Origin of the sequence: Paenibacillus algorifonticola (assembly GCF_000971975.1) — a bacterium.
Lineage (GTDB): Bacteria > Bacillota > Bacilli > Paenibacillales > Paenibacillaceae > Pristimantibacillus > Pristimantibacillus algorifonticola.
Genome location: NZ_LAQO01000016.1, coordinates 61,229 through 78,543, shown reverse-complemented (window position 1 = coordinate 78,543; position 17,315 = coordinate 61,229). Strand labels below are relative to the sequence as shown.

At 48.0% G+C, this 17,315-nt stretch carries 15 protein-coding genes; 1 reads left to right on the top strand and 14 read right to left on the bottom strand.

Annotated features, from left to right (window positions below; all coding sequences use genetic code 11):
- Nucleotides 1–168: 168 nt before the first annotated feature.
- The 10 genes from WH37_RS20640 to WH37_RS20595 form a co-directional block, all read right to left on the bottom strand.
- The gene (locus tag WH37_RS20640) at nucleotides 169–969 is read right to left on the bottom strand and encodes a hypothetical protein (RefSeq protein ID WP_046232514.1); all 801 of its coding nucleotides are present in this window, start codon (nucleotides 967–969) and stop codon (nucleotides 169–171) included.
- A gap of 4 nt (nucleotides 970–973) precedes the next feature.
- The gene (locus WH37_RS20635; RefSeq protein ID WP_046232513.1) at nucleotides 974–1,948 is read right to left on the bottom strand and encodes an ABC transporter substrate-binding protein; all 975 of its coding nucleotides are present in this window, start codon (nucleotides 1,946–1,948) and stop codon (nucleotides 974–976) included.
- A gap of 105 nt (nucleotides 1,949–2,053) precedes the next feature.
- A complete protein-coding gene (locus WH37_RS20630) occupies nucleotides 2,054–3,649 on the bottom strand; it encodes an AraC family transcriptional regulator (protein ID WP_046232512.1) in 1,596 nt (531 codons plus the stop codon).
- Nucleotides 3,650–3,783: 134 nt separating this feature from the next.
- Nucleotides 3,784–4,662: a tetratricopeptide repeat protein gene (locus WH37_RS20625; RefSeq protein ID WP_046232511.1), complete on the bottom strand. Its 879-nt coding sequence runs from the start codon at nucleotides 4,660–4,662 to the stop codon at nucleotides 3,784–3,786.
- A 22-nt stretch (nucleotides 4,663–4,684) separates the two neighbouring features.
- Nucleotides 4,685–5,641: an ATP-binding protein gene (locus WH37_RS20620; protein ID WP_046232510.1), complete on the bottom strand. Its 957-nt coding sequence runs from the start codon at nucleotides 5,639–5,641 to the stop codon at nucleotides 4,685–4,687.
- Nucleotides 5,642–5,925: 284 nt separating this feature from the next.
- On the bottom strand, nucleotides 5,926–7,014 hold the full coding sequence (gene tnpB / locus WH37_RS20615; RefSeq protein WP_052737109.1) for an IS200/IS605 family element RNA-guided endonuclease TnpB: 1,089 nt from the start codon (nucleotides 7,012–7,014) through the stop codon (nucleotides 5,926–5,928).
- 154 nt (nucleotides 7,015–7,168) lie between these two features.
- A complete protein-coding gene (locus WH37_RS20610; protein ID WP_063838032.1) occupies nucleotides 7,169–7,786 on the bottom strand; it encodes an immunity protein Imm33 domain-containing protein in 618 nt (205 codons plus the stop codon).
- Nucleotides 7,783–8,205: a hypothetical protein gene (locus WH37_RS20605; RefSeq protein WP_046232508.1), complete on the bottom strand. Its 423-nt coding sequence runs from the start codon at nucleotides 8,203–8,205 to the stop codon at nucleotides 7,783–7,785. The genes WH37_RS20610 and WH37_RS20605 overlap by 4 nt, the downstream gene beginning before the upstream one ends.
- A gap of 161 nt (nucleotides 8,206–8,366) precedes the next feature.
- Entirely contained in the window at nucleotides 8,367–8,714 is a 348-nt protein-coding gene (locus tag WH37_RS20600; RefSeq protein WP_244898590.1) for a DUF1801 domain-containing protein, read from the bottom strand.
- A 118-nt stretch (nucleotides 8,715–8,832) separates the two neighbouring features.
- On the bottom strand, nucleotides 8,833–10,305 hold the full coding sequence (locus WH37_RS20595) for a protein adenylyltransferase SelO (RefSeq protein ID WP_046232507.1): 1,473 nt from the start codon (nucleotides 10,303–10,305) through the stop codon (nucleotides 8,833–8,835).
- Between the two features lie 160 nt (nucleotides 10,306–10,465).
- Here WH37_RS20595 and WH37_RS20590 point away from each other — a divergent pair, with 160 nt between their 5' ends.
- Complete coding sequence (locus WH37_RS20590; protein WP_046232506.1) at nucleotides 10,466–12,232, top strand: Imm51 family immunity protein; 1,767 nt, start codon at nucleotides 10,466–10,468, stop codon at nucleotides 12,230–12,232.
- A gap of 200 nt (nucleotides 12,233–12,432) precedes the next feature.
- Here WH37_RS20590 and WH37_RS20585 read toward each other — a convergent pair whose 3' ends face one another.
- The 4 genes from WH37_RS20585 to nikA are packed head-to-tail and all read right to left on the bottom strand — an operon-like array spanning nucleotide 12,433 to nucleotide 17,310.
- Nucleotides 12,433–14,031, bottom strand: coding sequence for an ATP-binding cassette domain-containing protein (locus WH37_RS20585; protein ID WP_052737108.1), 1,599 nt, complete (start codon nucleotides 14,029–14,031; stop codon nucleotides 12,433–12,435).
- A 14-nt stretch (nucleotides 14,032–14,045) separates the two neighbouring features.
- Nucleotides 14,046–14,849, bottom strand: coding sequence for a nickel transporter permease (nikC, locus tag WH37_RS20580; protein ID WP_046232505.1), 804 nt, complete (start codon nucleotides 14,847–14,849; stop codon nucleotides 14,046–14,048).
- On the bottom strand, nucleotides 14,846–15,784 hold the full coding sequence (nikB, locus tag WH37_RS20575; protein WP_046232504.1) for a nickel ABC transporter permease: 939 nt from the start codon (nucleotides 15,782–15,784) through the stop codon (nucleotides 14,846–14,848). The genes nikC and nikB overlap by 4 nt, the downstream gene beginning before the upstream one ends.
- Nucleotides 15,781–17,310, bottom strand: a complete 1,530-nt coding sequence (gene nikA, locus WH37_RS20570; protein ID WP_046232623.1) for a nickel ABC transporter substrate-binding protein — start codon at nucleotides 17,308–17,310, stop codon at nucleotides 15,781–15,783. The genes nikB and nikA overlap by 4 nt, the downstream gene beginning before the upstream one ends.
- Nucleotides 17,311–17,315 lie beyond the last annotated feature (5 nt).

Sequence of the window (17,315 nt, the reverse complement as noted above, 5' to 3'; positions counted from 1 at the left end):
ACTGACTGTTTTAGTGACGCTATCGATTGTCTTATTACGTGTCTCTTCGTACGTTTTTTTAAATTTTTTTCACCATTATCGCTAACTTACTTCCCATAAAAAAGAAACTCCCAACAGCTTACGCCGCAGGAGCTTCTCTAAAAACACACCTATTCTATTCGTTATCAGCTAAGTATTTGTTCCATTTATCAGTAGATCGAGCCTTTCCTCTTCGCTGATTTTCGGGCAAGTACTGCAATACCCATGCACCTGCTGTCCCTCACGCCGCAGCTGGTATGCCAAGCAGCAATAACGGCGTAAAAGAAACGGAGCCCCTCCATATTGAGGATGATCAAATTCGCGAAATGAAACAGCCAGCGGATTGCTCTTCCTTTGTTCAAACAAATTATTCCGATCGGCCATAATAAGCTGCAATCGCTGTTCCGTTTGCCAAACGCCAGTATTCTGCTCCAGACGGGCATAACTATTTTGAACATAATGCGAAATCAGCGACCACATGACGTTAACCTTTACTCCTGTATGTGAGGATACCGCTGTCAAAATCCTTTCCGTATGCCGCAGCAATCGATCCGTCCAATCGTTAACCTCTACTTTGCGCTGTTCCAGCTCTAAAACGGGCAGCCATGGACGAGCCACAAACGTTGCTTGATATTCCATTGCTGCGAAATTAGTTATCCGAAATCGCACACTTGCTGGTGATGTTTCCAGTGGACAATCAAATAAACTAACAGCAGACACCAGCCCCATAAAAAATACAGAGTAACGTTTTGCAAACAAGGTTCCCACTACGATATCGCCCGGATCTTCCAGTTGTCTGGATTGGAGCTTCATAATGTGAGAACATCTGGCATGATCTAGAAGCTCTACAGCTGCGAATGGATAGGCTTCTTCCTCCAACTCCCCTATGGAAATATGAAAATTCTCTTGTAAAAAGTTAACCGCCTGTTCCTGCTGAGAATGCTCCCCCATCTTCTTATTCCATCATTTTCAATACTTCATCTATAATTTGTCCACGGCCAATGACGCCCCAGCCTTTAAACAGCCAAAACGAGTCTGTTTCATACACCTCATTATTTTGCACCGCAGAAACCTTATTCCAAAATGAGCTTTCGTTGATGCTCTTCAAATTATCCCGTCCATTAGGATCAACTTCAAGCACGATATAATGTGCATCTAAACCGGAAATCACTTCTAATGACAGCTCGCCGCGCTGCTCCTCAGGCGTCGATGAAGTTTTCGAAAAGCCGAGATCATGATACAGCAGCGTACTCGTAGGATGGCCTTTTTCAGCGTAAATTTGCAGGTTCTTCTCTCTGACTCTTAAATAGGCAAGGTTATGGTTGTCGAGCGCCTTTATCTTCTCACTGGCTTGCTTAGTCTTTTCATCAAGCTCGGCAATTTTCTCTTTAGCCAAATCCACTTTGTCGTACAACTCGGCCACCTTCAATAAATCCGCAGTCCAGTAGGCCGTATCATCGCCATACTCCAGCCACTCCGTACCAAGCACAAGCGTTGGTGCGATCTTCTCCAGCTGTGCATACGTATTTTCCGCAGTTCGGCTCTCTATGAGAATGACATCAGGTTCCAGTTGAACAATCGCTTCCAAATTGGGACTATCCGCAGAGCCTACCAGCTCTACACCTTCCAGCTCGCTTGCTAAATAAGGAAGGTAGTCTCCACCATAGCGGGTCTCCACATTCACACCAACTGGTTTTTCGCCGATTGTGAGCAGATGATCAATATAGGCAGCGGAGAGCACAACTATTTTGTCGATCTTCGCGGGAACGACGGCTTCCCCTTTCAGGTGGGTAACGGTACGAGTCGCTTTCTCCACAGATTGATTCGTTTGTTCGGGTTCACTCGCTTGACCTTCTCCTTTACCGCAAGCCGTCACTGCAAGCAGCAGCATAGCCAAAAATACGAGGTACATCATTCGGTGCTTATTCATTTGTTTTAACCCTCTCTTTATAGTAATAATAATCATTATCACTAATCATAAAGAAAGGCCCTTCCATTAACCATGGATTATTCCATGCTATTATGGTGGATCTTTTCATTCTGTTATGCCCAGCTTAAATGCCGCATAATTCATCGCCCACATTCTCCCGGAAGGGCCCAGCGCTTTGAAAAATAAATCGCTAGCGTCATATACATGATGGCGACGTACCGCATCAAGGGCTTGCCACTCTTCCGATTGAAGTAAATGCTGCAGGCGCATTTTCGAGCCATTAGTTGGGTCAGCCATAAGAAAAATATGCTGTGGGTTCAACAACGGCAGATCGTTCAACTGGATATCGAGCGCCCATTCGTGAGCAGGGAACCCACCCGGAAGCGATAATCCCAGATCATCATAAAAAAGACTGCCTGTTTGATTTCTTTTTCCGTATACCCGATAGAAGTTCTGGCTCACCCTTATAAAATAAACACTTTGTTCCCCCCAGTGCGCCTTCATTCGTTCTTTCAGTCTTTCCTTTCTCTCGCCATACCTGCTTATCCATACCGCGGCCTGCTGCTCTCTACCTAATAGGCCTGCAAGTTGCTCCAACGTCTGTCCGTATTTGTTCGAATGCTTAAGCACGGCAGTGGGCGCAATCTGATTTAACCTTTCATCCTGCTCCAGTCGATCACTTGTCAGCATCAGATCCGGCTTTGTCCTCAGCAGCTTATCGTAATTCGTCTGGCCGCCTTGGAGCATAAAGCTTTCCTTGCTGTACTCATTTAGCATGGGGATGGTATAGGTAGAGGAGACCCGTTCCGTATAGGATAGTGCAGCAACTGGCTTATATCCAAGTGTAATCAGATGGTCATCCAGCCCATAATATAATGCGGCAATGCGATGGCATTTGTTTTTAATATATAAGGTAGGAGCAACGCCTTCGGCTTTTTTGAAAACTCTGCTGAAATAATGCTCATCCTTGTAACCGACCTGCTCAGCTACACGCTTAGCTTTCATCGAGGAAACCAATAATTGCTTTGCTTTTATAATCCGTTGTTTCAAAAGATACTCTGAAGGTGTGATGCTCATTTGATTTTTAAACGTTTTCGTAAAATGATTCGTGCTGAAGCCCGCCATCTCCGCTAACTGGCTCACCTGCAAATCCTTCGTGTAATTTTCATTCATATAGGCCAGCACATGCTCCATGCCCACGGTCTGCTGCTTCGCAGGTATATTTCTGCCCATTATAATTAGCAACAGACTTGAGAGAACATAATGAATCGTATGTCTCTCCAGTACAAGGAAATGCTGGCTTAATTCAAATAACTGCTGGATTAGCCCCTCGACAGAAGAACGATCTTCAACTAGCGCAATCTTCCCCTGCAATGGAAAAATAGGCCGCTTGACTGACCAGCCTTCAACAGGCTTGCTCAACTGCATACAGGAGAAAAGAATCAGTGAATACTGAATCGGATCCGTGGAATCAGAATGCCCTTCAACCATCATTTCAGGCTGTAGAAAAAACAAATCACCTGGCTTGACTTGAGTTGCAGTACCGTTCATTTTTAGTAAGCCCTTGCCAGCGGTTACATAGCCTATGGCATAGGTATGGAGCATTTTCGGGGTTAATTGATCGTCCGCTTGACCCCGGAAAGAATAGCAGTGAACCGAAGTAAAGATAAGTCTCTTCATCAAGTTTGCTAGATTTTGCATGACCGCCCCCCTTCCTAGAGCCTTCATTCCTGTTGCCTATTCAGTCGCAATATAAACTAATAAGCTGCCTCCGATAAAGTACCGGAAACAGCTTATCGCCCCGCTTCGAATCTTTTTAGCTGCAAAAGGATGATTCAAGATCCACGACGCCGCCAGCCAAAAACGCGAACATGCACGATCGCCTTCGTCATCCAATAGGACATAATATAGAGCACAATAAACAGAATAAGGAGCGGTCTAAAAAAGATCGCAGCCGCTAACCAGCTGACAAAAATCTGCCAGCGTTTCATGCGCCTTATGATCTTCATCGGTGCTAAAAAAAGACGATACAGCTTATGGCTATTTTGCAAAGCATTCAAATATTCATCCTGATACTGCTTATCCTCTGGATTGAGCCTGACGGCGCTTTGCATATACTTTTCCTGCAGCGTATAGTCGCCGCGGTGGCCTGCCGCCCAAGCGAGATGCAGCAGCACACCTGGATTTTCCGCTTCTGCCTGAATAGCCTGCCTGTCCAATTGCTCCGATTGCTCAAAATGACCCAGCAGCGCTTCCGTATAGCTCAGTACAGCCAAATAAAGCGGCGATTCCGCATTCAGCTGGAGCGCTTGCAGGAGATGCTCCTTCGCTTCCTTGAATTTCCCTATTTTGTTCATTTGGCTAGCAAGCAGATAGTGGTAGTGGGCGCTGTATGGCTCAATTCGCAAAGCTTCATATGCAGCTTCCAGAAAGGCCTTCTCATCATCCGTCTCGTAATAGGTGACAACCCGCACATACCAAGCATCTGTATGGTCCGGCTCGCGCTTTAACACTTCACCGGACCAATATAAGCTTTTTTCGTAATCCTCCATTAGTAAATAAATCCGTGCTATAAGTGCCAAAGCATCTGTATCTTCCGGGTTATGGCGCAAAATCTGCTCCGCTTGCACCAGAGCTTCCTTATACCGGTTCCACTCAATCAACTGGTATACAGCAGCATAAGTATTTTGCTCAAAATCTCTATCTTCCGCCAAAGCTTTTCCCTGCTCCTTCCTGCTACTTAATGCCGTGCTTCTTCATATAATCCAGAACAACCTGATAGTCACGGTTTACATCACTGAAGGTCGCATAGTTTTTCGCGGTCGAAAACCACTCCAGCGTTGTCGCTTTGCGGGATTTCACTGCGGCTTTCACATCATTTTGGGAAATCGGCTGCACTTCACCTGTCTCCAGCATGCGTTCCATCGCCGATTCCACCGCATCGCTAACGACCTGCTCCAAATCAGCTCCTGAAAAATATTTCGTCTCGGCAGCAATCCGCTCCAAATTCAGCGAATCCACGGGCTTGCCTTTCAGCTTCAGCCCCAAAATCGTTTGGCGCTCCGCTTCCTCTGGCGGCGGTACAAATACAAGATGGTTAAAGCGTCCAGGACGTCTGAGCGCGGAATCCAAATACCATGGCGTATTGGTTGCGCCAATTACAAATACGTTCTCGTTCTCCGCTTGCAGGCCGTCCAGCTCTAACAGCAGTTGGTTGACCAGCATGCGATCGTGATGCTGACGCATTTGGTTCCGGCTGCCGCCCATTGCATCAAGCTCGTCTATGAAAATGACACAAGGCCTGCACTGGCGCGCTTTTTCAAAAAAATCATGCAAGTTATGCTCGCTCTGCCCCGTATACATCGAAAGAATCGCCTGCAGCTCAATATGGATAAAATTAGCTTCAATTTCGCCCGCCACTGCTCGCGCCAGAAACGTTTTGCCACACCCCGGAGGCCCAAACAGCAGCAGGCTTCCTCCTGCTGATTTGCCATAGGCTGCGAACAATTCCGGCTGCTTTAGCGGCAAAATGAAGTTCATGCGAATTTTCTTTTTAACATCTTCCAGTCCACCTACATCATCGAACGTTTCCGCTGGCTTATCCGACTCGACAAGCGATTGATCCTCTTGATTAAATTGAATAAGCTTTAGATTTTTGCGCCTTTGCGCTGCGAGATCATCAAAATCAGACATTAGGCTCTCTCCTCTACTAATCTATATAGTTGAAAGATTGATTTGTATGAGAGCACAGGTCGTAACTACTCTCATTGCTTTCTTTAGTTCAACTTATATAGCATGCTGAAATTACGCTATTTATCCAGATTGAACGCTCCCATCACTTAGCTAACGCTTGAAGTGGGGGGATTCTCGGGTAGTTGCTTCTAAACGAAGCAAAATTAACCAAGCGATCCCTGCGGTTCCCGCAGTTTTCGCAGGAAATCTGCTATTGCAGTTCCCACAGTTCATGGCGTTGTAGTTTACACTGCAACGTCTTTTATATTTTGTGCGGCATTTTCATCCCGATCATGAACTGCACCACATGAAGGGCATACCCACTTTCGCACACTAAGGTTTCTCACTTCTTTATGAATGAGTCCACACACATGACACGTTTGGCTCGTCGGAGCAAATGTGTCTGCGAACTTCACCGTGCGTCCGTACCACTGCGATTTATACGATAACTGTCGTTCGAATTCACCCCAAGACGCATCGCTAATGGATTTGGCTAACTTATGGTTTTTAAGCATATTTGTCACTTTTAAGTCCTCGATACTGATTGTTTGGTTTTCACGAATCAGCTTCGTTGTGAGTTGATGCAAAAAATCATGACGAACATTTGCAATTTTTTCATGAATTTGAGCTGCTTTATTTTTAGCTTTTTGCCAATTAGAGCCGCCTTTTGAGCGACGAGCCATGCGGCGTTGCCACATCGCCAATCTGTTTTCGTGCTTTCGAAACGCTTTAGGATTGGCAACCCGCATGCCATCGGAGCATACAGCAAACGCTTTGAGTCCTAAGTCAATACCGATATGTTTGTCGGTTTGCGGCAAAGGTTGAACCTCGACTTCACAGACGATAGATGCGAAATACTTTCCTGCCGCATTCCGCCTAACCGTTGCAGATAGAATGCGTCCTTCTGTCGACTTGGAGTTGGCAAAGCGAAGCCAGCCCAATTTTGGAATCTTGAGTTGATCCCCTTCGATAGCTATATTGCCATTCGTGTATTTGGTGGTGTAGCTTTGAACAGGAAGCTTACGGCTCTTGAAACGTGGAGCTTGATTTTGTTTCTTAAAGAATCGATTAAAGCTATCCGCCACGTTTCGAACTGCCGATTGCAACGCAATACTATCGACAAGATTCAACCACTCATGTTCTTGTTTTAAGGCAGGAAGTTGGGTGGCACAAGTGTTGTAGGATAATCCTTTGCCTGTTGCCGTATAGGTATCATTCCATAAGCCCAAGAAATGATTGTATACAAAACGGCAACAGCCAAACATCTGATGAATCAGAGTTTGTTGTTTTTCATTCGGATAGATCCGATATTTATAAGCTTTATGCACCAACACGCCACCCACCTCCTTCCATATATGTTGTTATGATTATAGCACATCTGTTCGTGTAAAATAAAAAAACTACCTATTCATCTCCTCCCTAAAGAGGAAGGAGTCTTCTCAGCTTTTATTGATAAATTGTCGTTTGCAAGGGAAGTGGGTCATTCTACTATTCCTCCACTACCTCTTCCCAGGCAGCTTCTCTTCCTTGCCTTTCAACCGACGAGCCATGTGCTCCCTTAAAGGGCGCCAATAAACTAGCGTCCCGGTCTACCATTTCATAAACTTGCACTCTGAAAATATTATCGGCGTTAATATAGCTGTCTTCCTCATCGCCCGCGAACAAACGCCAGCCACTATCGTGCTCATTGTCGCCAGCTTCACGGTACATCCAGCACACGGCATCGCCCTGCTCCAAGCAGCGTCTAGATACGAGTGCCATTTTTTCGCCATCCGCAAGCCATCTCTCATCGCCTTCCCGCAGAATCGTTCTGGCAATATGCTGCGGCTCGAACACCAGGCTGTCTCCTAGCTTCAAGCTTTTCAAATAGACCGGCTGGTTCGTCAACACCCCCGTGTATTGCTCAGTCGCTTGGTTAAAATCTGTAATCTCCACCCACATCCGTTCGGCTCTCGGCTCATTTTCCCCTGGGCTTGCCAGTGTAAAATGCAATCTGACCCGTCGTCCTACTTCTTGCGCCCGCCGCTCCTTCGCAGGCGGGATAAAGAAGCTGTCTGGATACAGCTTGCTGGTCTGTTCTACATCTTCAAGCGTCCATTCCATCATTTATTCCTCTCTCTCTTATATTCTTCATATCCCCAGAACGCTTCCTCTGCTCCGCCGTCCTCCAGCAGGATCATCACTGCGTAAGAGATGATGCTCAGCCACTCCTCCATCTGCTTCGTTTGCACTGCCGTAATGAGGCCGTTGCTCCGCAGCATGCCATCCGGCTCTACCGCCCAGGCTCTGCCCAAATGGCAAATGCTCCATAAACAGGCCATCATCTCACTGCTTACCGTTTTATTCGTTAATTCGGGCGACAGCACATCAAGGATTGTCATTACCTCATGAAAATTCTCTTCCACGAGCTGACCGCCAAATGGGCGAAGCATGCCGAGAAAACCGTTCGTCATCTTCTCATGCTCGATATCTTCAAACGCAAAGGCATGACATTCTAATAATAGTAAAGCCTCTTCCCTATTCATCGGCCTCTCCTTTACCTTCAAGCTTTGAGCTAAAACAGAAGCGTATTAATAAAAAAGCTGTCCCCGCACAAATCAGAAAGTTGTGCTGTGAGCTGCAGCAGCCTCTCAGTTCCATTCTTGTGCTTGGACAGCTTTATAGGTTTCGGGCAAGCAGGAAAGGCTTAAAGCTCTTTGGACGCCTGCTCCAGATACTCCGTCAATTGCGAATAGTCAGGGGTATCCTTTTCCTGAATTTTAATCGTTTTCCGCTCCTTCGGGCCTTCAAACAGCTCAGCTGGTAAATCCAGACCCGTCGTATGGAATATGGTGAAGGAAACCGCTTTTTTAGAAGGCGAAATGACCGCCGCGTACTTTCCATTTTTCAAAAAATGAGGCTTCTTATATTGCAGTCGCTCCTGAACGTCTGGAATGACCTCATGTATCAGGCTGCGCAGCTGATTCGATACTTCGACCTGCCATGGCACATCCAGCGCTTCTATAAAAGCGGTGATTTCTTCCGTTTTCGACAAAACGATTCCACCTCTCGCATATCGCATGAATTTCGACAATAGTTTACAAGCTTATTTTCAGTTGTCGTTCTTGAGTGTATTATGCAGGATTATGGAAGTAATGTCCATATTCGTGCATTTACGTTCCGCAATAAGTGCGGTAAGCACAGTCTGACGGCTCAGGCAATGCCGCATAATCAGCCTGCTTTGGAGAATGCGCATACGGATCGGCAAGCGCCTCGAGCAGCCGCTCCATCACACTGTAATCCCCTTTTACCGCCGCCTCCAGCGCCTCTTCCACCCGATGATTGCGCGGAATGATCGCTGGATTGCTGCTGCGCATGAGTTGTTCGACTTCTTTGCTCGATTGCTCCTGTCTGCCCAGCCTGTTCTGCCACCGCTCATGCCACTCTGTATACTCCTCGCTGTTAAACAGAGCAGAGTCATCCGGCTTGTTAAAGGTCAACGCGACAAACGTATTCGTGTAATCCTCGCTATGCTTTTCCATCAAAGTGAGCAGGTCTTTCATTAGCTCGTCGTCCTGCTCCTCCTCATTGAAAATCCCCAGCTTTCCACGCATGCCCGTGAGCCATTGACGGTGGTATTGCTCTGTAAAATCCGCTAAAGCTTGCTCGGCAAGCTTTAGCGCCTGCTCCTCATCGTCATGCAGGAGCGACAATATCGATTCGGCTAATCTTGCCAAATTCCAGACCGCGATGTAAGGCTGATTTCCATAGGCATAACGACCTTGACTATCGATGGAGCTGAATACCGTCGCTGGGTTATAAGCATCCATAAAGGCACATGGGCCGTAATCAATCGTTTCGCCACTAAGCGCCATGTTGTCCGTGTTCATTACGCCATGAATAAAACCAACAAGCTGCCATTTGGCAATGAGCGATGCTTGGCGCTTAATCACTTCCTGAAGCAAGGAAAGATAGCGATTTGCATCAGCAGCAATAGGTGAAAAATGTCTTTGCACGGTGTAGACCGCCAGTGCTCGCAGCTCCTCCGCTGCTCCCCATTGAGCAGCAAATTGAAACGTTCCGACACGGATATGGCTCGCAGCTACCCGGGTCAGAATCGCCCCCTGCTGCGTATCCTCACGGAAAATAGGCTCACCTGTTTTAACGACGGCCAAGCTGCGGGTAGTGGGAATGCCCAGCCCATGCATCGCTTCGCTAATGATGTATTCACGCAGCATTGGCCCAACCCCCGCACGGCCATCGCCACCGCGAGAATATGGCGTTCGACCTGCGCCTTTTAACTGAATATCGACTCGTTCGCCTGAGGGTGCTATTTGTTCGCCCAGCAGCAAAGCTCGTCCGTCCCCCAAGCGGTTAAAATGGCCAAACTGATGCCCCGCATAAGCTTGGGCAAGCGGCAAAGCGCCTTCGGGAATCTGATTTCCAGCAAGCATAGCTGCGCCTTCCTCGCTCTTCAGCGTCTCGGCATCCAGCCCTAAAGATGCAGCTAGCGGATCATTGCAAATAATCAGATCTGGCGAGCGTACAGGCGTTGGGTTTGTTGCTGTAAACAATCCGTCTGGCAAACGGGCGTAGCTGTTGTCAAAGTTCCATCCGGTATTTATATTGGCTTGCTTCTCGCTCATCTTCGATCGCCTACTTTTTCATCAATTTGCTGACTCTTTTATTATACCCTGCGTTCCCGCTTAGCCGCTTAAGGATTAGCCAGCCGCCTTCGTTTCAGGATATAATTAACAATATATCATAAAAGATATGGCTATTTCATATGAGGAGTGAAGCGCACTTATGGATCAGCAGCTTTTGGCACAAATCAACCTTTGGCATGAGGAAGAAGCGTTCGAGAACATCGTTGATCGATTGCAGGAAATCCCTGAAGCCGACAGAAATTATGAGATCATTATCCAGCTTGCCAGGGCCCTTAACAATACAGAGCGTTATCGCGATGCGCTTCATCAGCTTTCATTAATCTCCGAGCAAGGTAAAAACGATCCTTTATGGCATTTTCGCCAAGGCTATGCTTACTATTCTCTAGCTCGTTATGTGGACGCCTTACAGGCTTTTGAGCTGTCCCGTCGCTTGGACCCCCAATCGGTATCAACCTTGGAGTTTTTGGAGTGGACCAAGCCGCTCGCCGAAAAAATGGTGCTCCAGAATAAGCGCTATGTAGCAGAAAGCGAAGCAGCCGGGCAAAATCGCGGCACCGGGAAAGACGTGCCCTTCGCCTCGTTCGATTTACAGAGCTTTTGGGAGGACAGCGACTATGCCCGCAAGTCTTATGTGATGCCGCATCCAACCGCTGAACTTATCGCCTCCATTGAGCAGGAGCTTGGCTACAAGCTACCAGCTTCCTACATCGCCTTAATGAACACCCAAAACGGCGGGGTTCCCGTCAATTGCCGTTTTCCAACGGAGGAACCGACCTCATGGTCAGAGGATCACGTCGCGATTACAGGCATTATGGGCATTGGACGCAATAAATCCTACACGCTTGGCGGCGATTTGGGGAGCCGGTTTATGATAGAAGAATGGGGATATCCTGACCTTGGGATTGTCATTTGCGACTGTCCATCTGCAGGCCATGATGTCATTATGCTGGATTACCGCTTCAGCGGCCCAGAAGGTGAACCGTCCGTCGTTCACGTCGATCAAGAGGACGAATACAACATTACTTATTTGGCATGCAGCTTTGAAGCTTTTATTAAAGGGCTCGTTCATGATGATGAATATGACACCTCGGCTGAGGATAAAGAAGCTGATTTGAAAAAGGTAGCAGAAGGCGAGTTTTCCCCTCTACTGACTGAGCTATGTACTGCTGTTACGGAAACGGATAATCTAGAAGGAAAAATTCGTTCGATCTGCACTAAAATTACCGAGGAAAAAGGGCATTTCGTCTTTCACGCCGATGAATTATCAACCTTGATGTATGATTTGCAATTTTGGCTCTATACTAAAACTTATCCATATCCAACGAAGAAAAAATATGTCGATGACTACGATACGATGATCGCATGCAGTGACGGTGAGTTTAGCACAGGCGGCTATGCTCCAGCCTTTATTACGGACTGGCTCGATAATCGCATTCAGCTGGGAAAAATCACTGTAACGGATCGTACCCTCTCCATGACGAATGAAGCTATTAAGCAGGTGATTGAGCAGTTAAACGCCTATGCAGCCCCTGCCAACAAAGCATTGCTTCATTCGGATGCTGACGGAATCACAGCACAACTGCAGCCCTTTATCTTTATTGACCACGACAATAAATCCTGGTCTGTCATTCTAAATGCCGGTACCTACAAGCAGGCGCTGTTTGATACGAGGGCGTATGAAGGCTTTGAAGGCAGCGGCTATGACTGGAGCTCGCTTGCCGCTGTATTTTTGGAGGAAAAAATGCCGGAGCTTGCCCAGCATATCCACTTCGACCCGGAGGCCGGCATGTTCTGCGTGTACTCCAGCAATCGGGAAGCTCTGGTGAAATTTGCATTAGCCTTCAAAGCAGCCTGTGAGGATCATGATTTAATCAGCGATCTCTTCACACGCGCTGAGCTGGATTAATTTTCATGTAACACCTTACATGGATTAAGCGTCGCTTACTTCCTTATTTTCATAATCGTTGATCAAAAAATGCCCGAAGTCCCCTTCAAAGGAGCCTTCGGGCATTTCTTCTGGCTAGATAAGTAAGGCTTATGAACTACATTTTGCCACCGGACTCATCTGGCTAAAGGACCGTTATTTGACCAAAGCGGCACAACGCTTTATTGAATTGATGAAGCAGGAAATCGTTCATATTCGCTTATGATTTTCCCATGCTGCAGCACCATAATACGCCTGCACATGAGCTGCACGGCTGCCAAATCATGCGAAATAAACAAGCAGGCAAAACCAAGCTGCTGCTGTAATTGCTGCAATAGCTTTAAAATCTGGGCCTGAATGATCATATCCAGGCTTGCGGTCGGCTCATCCAATATAATAAAGTCAGGCGCAATGCTGATCGCCCTGGCGATACATACCCGCTGCTTCTGGCCCCCGCTCAGCTCATGGGGATATTGCCGCATCACGCTAGCCGGAAGCCCTACCATATCGAGCAAAAGAGCAGCGGCTTCATTCCGTTTATATCGGCAATCGCCTAAAAACGCAGGCGATTTGTCCTTGAATACATCCAGCGGCTCCATTAACGAATCTACAATCGTTAGCCTCGGGTTCAAACTGGCTGCTGGATTTTGAAATACCGTTTGAATACGTCCGCTTATGAACGACTGTGCCTGAGTTTTCCGTTTATGCAGCGACGTTTGCTGGAATATAAGTTGGCCTTCGTCAAGTGTCTCTATAAGCATCAAGCATCTAGCCAATGTGCTTTTACCGCTGCCGCTCTCACCGACCAGCCCTAAACACTCCCCTGCTTTCAGCGTAAAAGTCACTTGATCCAGCGCCTTGATGCCTTTCGGGTACGTTTTGACTAGATTTTGAGCGGCAAGCATACGATTCCCTCTGCTGGCCTCAAATCTTTTTTCCTGCTCCAGCATGGATTGATGGGCGTCTACTGGCCGCAGCATCGGTTCTCGCTCAGGCGTTAATGTTAGTGACGACAATAGAATCGGCTCAGCCGCAAGAAGCTGCTTCGTATAGGAATGTGTGGGCTGCTCCAGCACTGCCCGCACATCGCCCGACTCCAGCACACAGCCTTCGCGCATAATCGCCACTTGATCGGCATAACGCCTGACATGCTTTAAGTCATGCGTAATAAACAGGATCGCGCAGCCGATTCGCTCCTGCATTTCCTTTAGCAAACGTAGTATTTCCTCTCCCGTTGCATGATCCAGCGCAGTCGTCGGTTCATCGGCAATAAGCAGCTTCGGCTGAAGCAGCAGCGCTGCTGCAATCGAGACCCGCTGCAATTGGCCGCCACTCAGCTCAAATGGATAGCTGTTAAATACGCGCTCTGCTGGCAGACGCGCCTCTCCTAAGCAAGTCAAAATTTGCTTTTTCCGCTCCCTGCGTCCTAAGCGACTATGCGCTTGAAGCGTTTCATCCAGCTGCTTCCCCAGTCGAATAAAGGGACTGAACATCCCCGCATAATCCTGAAAAATATAAGCAATATCTTTGCCTCGCAAGCCGCGTATTTGTTGTGCCGAAAGCTCCGAAAGGGATTGTCCCTCCAAAAAAATCTGGCCAGTCGTCATGCGCACAGCATGAGGCAGCAAGCCGCCAATCGCTAAGCCAGTCAGGGTTTTGCCGCTGCCGCTTTCGCCAATTAAAGCGAGCCATTGCTGCTTTTCAATGGATAGATGAAGGTCCGAAACAAGCTGCTGCTGCCCTGCGTTTAAGCTAAGTCCCTTTATTTTTAATACGCTCATCGCCGTGATCTCCTTTACTCCCTGCTTCGTTTCACATCCAGCCGATCGCGAATCCGGTCACCCCAAGCGTTGAACAATAGTACGACAAGCATAATAGCCAGTCCCGGTGCAATCATCAAATACGGAGCTTGGTGAAAATAGGCGCGGCCTTCGTTCAGCATCGCTCCCCATTCTGGCGACGGCGGCTGAACGCCAAGTCCAATGTAGGAAAGCGACGCAATCATCAAAATGATTTTGCCCACGTCCAGCGAAGCAATAACGATCACATTGCTGAACGCATGCGGCAGCAAATGCTTGATAACGATTCGAAACGAGCTTAGCCCGTTCAAGCGGGCAATAGCTATATAATCCTTATGTTTTTCAGACCTGACACTATTGCGTACAATACGCGAGTACGCGATCCATTTGACCGCTGCAATGGCAATGATCAGATTGAACACATCCGGCCCCATTAGGCCGCTTAACACAATTGCAATCATGAAATCCGGAAAAGCGAGGAAGGAATCCGACACACGCATAAATAGACGATCCGCAAAGCCGCCCACATACCCCGACAGCAGCCCCACAGGAATACCCATGCTTAGCGCTGCTACAAGCACGATTAGACTAGCCCCAATCGTATTTCGCCCTCCAATCAACAGGCGGGAAAACAGATCTCTGCCCAGTCCATCCGTACCCAGCCAATATTGTGTGCTCGGCGGCAGCAAGCGGACGTTAAGATTCACCACATACGGATCATGCGGAACGAGGAAAACCGAGAAAGCAAGCACTGCGAAAAGCAGAGTTACTATATATCCTGCAGGGCTTAACTTCTTCATCGGTTCTCCCCTTTCAAACGTATTTCCGGGTTCAGAGCATGATTCGCCAAATCCACCAGTAAATGAATAAGCGTGACGACAATTCCCATCACGACCATATAACCTTGAATGACCGGATAATCCCTGCTCTGAATGGCATCCACAATGAACTTGCCCATGCCCGGATAAGCAAACAGCACCTCAATGACAACCGTGCCGCCAAGCAAGCTGCCCACGCTGACACCAAACATCGTCAAAACGGGTGTAAGCGCGTGGCGAAAAGCATGAAGAAGCAAAATTTTTCCGCTGCCAATGCCGCGTGACCGTGCTCCGCGAATAAAATCCTGCGTTAAGCTGTCCATAAGACTGGAGCGAATTAAGCGGACGTAAACAGCAGACATTGTAAGACCAAGTGTCAGTGATGGCAGCACGAGATGCGCAAGCGTCCCCGTTCCCATCGACGGAAATAAGCCTGCCCGTACGGACAGCCCTTCTATAAAAAGAAGCCCTAGCCAAAAGCTAGGGATAGAAGTACCCATTACAGCAAGGAGACGGCTTGCGCGGTCAATGACACGATTCGGATAAAGGGCCGACAAAGCGCCAAGCGGCAATGCAATGAGTAATAAAATAAGCAGCGAGCTGCCGGTAAGCAGCAGCGTCGCTGGCATTTTACCAAGCAGCTCCTCGCTTACTGGCCGATTCGTCATATAGGAATGGCCCAAATCTAGTCGCACTAATTTTGCAAGCCAATGACCATATTGTATGAATACCGGTTCGTTTAGCCCCAGCTCTTCCCTCTGCCGTTCGATTTCCGAGCTTGTTACGGCAACGTCATCTGAACGGAGCATTTGCTTAACGGCATCTCCAGGGGCAAGCTTGACGAAGACGAAGCTGACGAAGGAAAGCAGCAGAATAAACAGAACAAGCTCTACGCCCCTTTTCCAAACGATGCTCACTTCACTTCCACATCCAGTTGGTTCGTCAGCATATAATATTCGCTTTTACTCGTCACCCAGTTTTTTACCTTGTCGCGGTACACAACGAGCGTATTCGGATGCACGAGGTAGGAATAGTACATTTCTTCATCAATACGGGTAAGCGCCTGTTTAATTAAAGCATTGCGCTCATCTGTGTCCACCGTCTGATCCAGCTTATCAATCCAAGTGCTCAGCTCTTTATCGTTGATTTTACCGAAATTCAGCGAGCCATCCGGCTTAAAGGCTACATTTAGAAAATAACTCGCATCCCCGCGCGGCGCAATTAACGGGCTGTATGTGCCTAAATCCCAATCGCCCTTCTCCAGCAAATAATCTTCGTATTTATCTACCTGTGCGATCGTAATGGTAATGCCTAGTTCCTTCGCTTGCGATTGCAGCACTTGGGCCAGCAATGGAAATTCCGCTCGGGACGCGTATGTGACCAGCTTGAAGGAAAGCGGCTGGCCATCCTTGCTTACCTTGCCCTGCTCGACCTCATAGCCTGCTTGCTGGAACCATTTTCGAGCGGCGTCCAATCCGATTTCCTTCGGTTCATAGGCGGGCACAAACGGAAATTCTGGCAAAAAAGGACCGCTGGCAATCGTCGCTTGGCCGCCCATAATGGCGTCCTTCAAGTCATTGCGGTTGACGAGCGCATCGAAAGCTTTGCGAACGTAGCTGTTTTGAAAATCCGCATGCTTTGTATTAAAAATAAGCTCATGCGTCCGCAGGCTGACGACAGAATCCAAATGCAGACTGGCGTCACTTTTCATCGTTTCGATGCTTTCTACTGGCGGACGGTACACAATATCCGCATCCCCAGCCATAAGCGCTGACAAGCGGGCATTGGCATCTTCATTAAAGCTGAAGGTAGCATGACTGAGCTTTGCTGCCCCATCCCAATACTGGTCGTAGCGATCCAGCTTAAGCGAGCTGCCGGAAGCGAACGCGGCCACTTGAAAAGGACCGGTTCCGATTGGCTTTTTATCAGGCTCCGGTGCAGACACGTCAATAATCGCTGTATTGGGGTGAACTAGCTCCGATGGAAACTGGGGAAATGGCTGCTCCGTCGTAATTTGCAGGCTTTGTCCGCTCGCTTCCATTTGCTTGATTTTCAAAACCTGCTTAACGCCCGGATTTTGCTCCATCGCCCGCTCCAGTGATTGCTTGACGGCAGCTGCATCCAGCGTCTTGCCATTTTGGAACGTCACCTGTTCCCGGATTTTAAACGTCCAATGCTGCCCATCCGGGCTGCTCCACTCTTCCGCAAGCCAAGGCTGGATTTGAAGGTCTTCGCCCAGCTTGACCAGCGTTTCAACGACGCCTGCTCTAAGCGGGGTATAATCCAGATGTGGATCAATCGTTTGGCTTGCAAAGTTAAAAAGAAAAGACAACTCCTTCTCGGTCGGTTTTGCTTGTTCACCGTTCGTGCTTGACACGTTGGAGCAGGCCGCCGCGAGCAGCAGCAAGCCTATGAAAAGTAATAAGGGGATGATTTTTCGCATATGCA

Bases quoted from the DNA above. Each gene is read 5' to 3' on its own strand.
- WH37_RS20640 (WP_046232514.1), bottom strand. From the start codon at position 969: ATGGGGGAGCATTCTCAGCAGGAACAGGCGGTTAACTTTTTACAAGAG.
- WH37_RS20635 (WP_046232513.1), bottom strand. From the start codon at position 1,948: ATGAATAAGCACCGAATGATGTACCTCGTATTTTTGGCTATGCTGCTG.
- WH37_RS20630 (WP_046232512.1), bottom strand. From the start codon at position 3,649: ATGCAAAATCTAGCAAACTTGATGAAGAGACTTATCTTTACTTCGGTT.
- WH37_RS20620 (WP_046232510.1), bottom strand. From the start codon at position 5,641: ATGTCTGATTTTGATGATCTCGCAGCGCAAAGGCGCAAAAATCTAAAG.
- WH37_RS20610 (WP_063838032.1), bottom strand. From the start codon at position 7,786: ATGATGGAATGGACGCTTGAAGATGTAGAACAGACCAGCAAGCTGTAT.
- WH37_RS20605 (WP_046232508.1), bottom strand. From the start codon at position 8,205: ATGAATAGGGAAGAGGCTTTACTATTATTAGAATGTCATGCCTTTGCG.
- WH37_RS20595 (WP_046232507.1), bottom strand. From the start codon at position 10,305: ATGAGCGAGAAGCAAGCCAATATAAATACCGGATGGAACTTTGACAAC.
- WH37_RS20590 (WP_046232506.1), top strand. From the start codon at position 10,466: ATGGATCAGCAGCTTTTGGCACAAATCAACCTTTGGCATGAGGAAGAA.
- WH37_RS20585 (WP_052737108.1), bottom strand. From the start codon at position 14,031: ATGAGCGTATTAAAAATAAAGGGACTTAGCTTAAACGCAGGGCAGCAG.
- nikC (WP_046232505.1), bottom strand. From the start codon at position 14,849: ATGAAGAAGTTAAGCCCTGCAGGATATATAGTAACTCTGCTTTTCGCA.
- nikA (WP_046232623.1), bottom strand. From the start codon at position 17,310: ATGCGAAAAATCATCCCCTTATTACTTTTCATAGGCTTGCTGCTGCTC.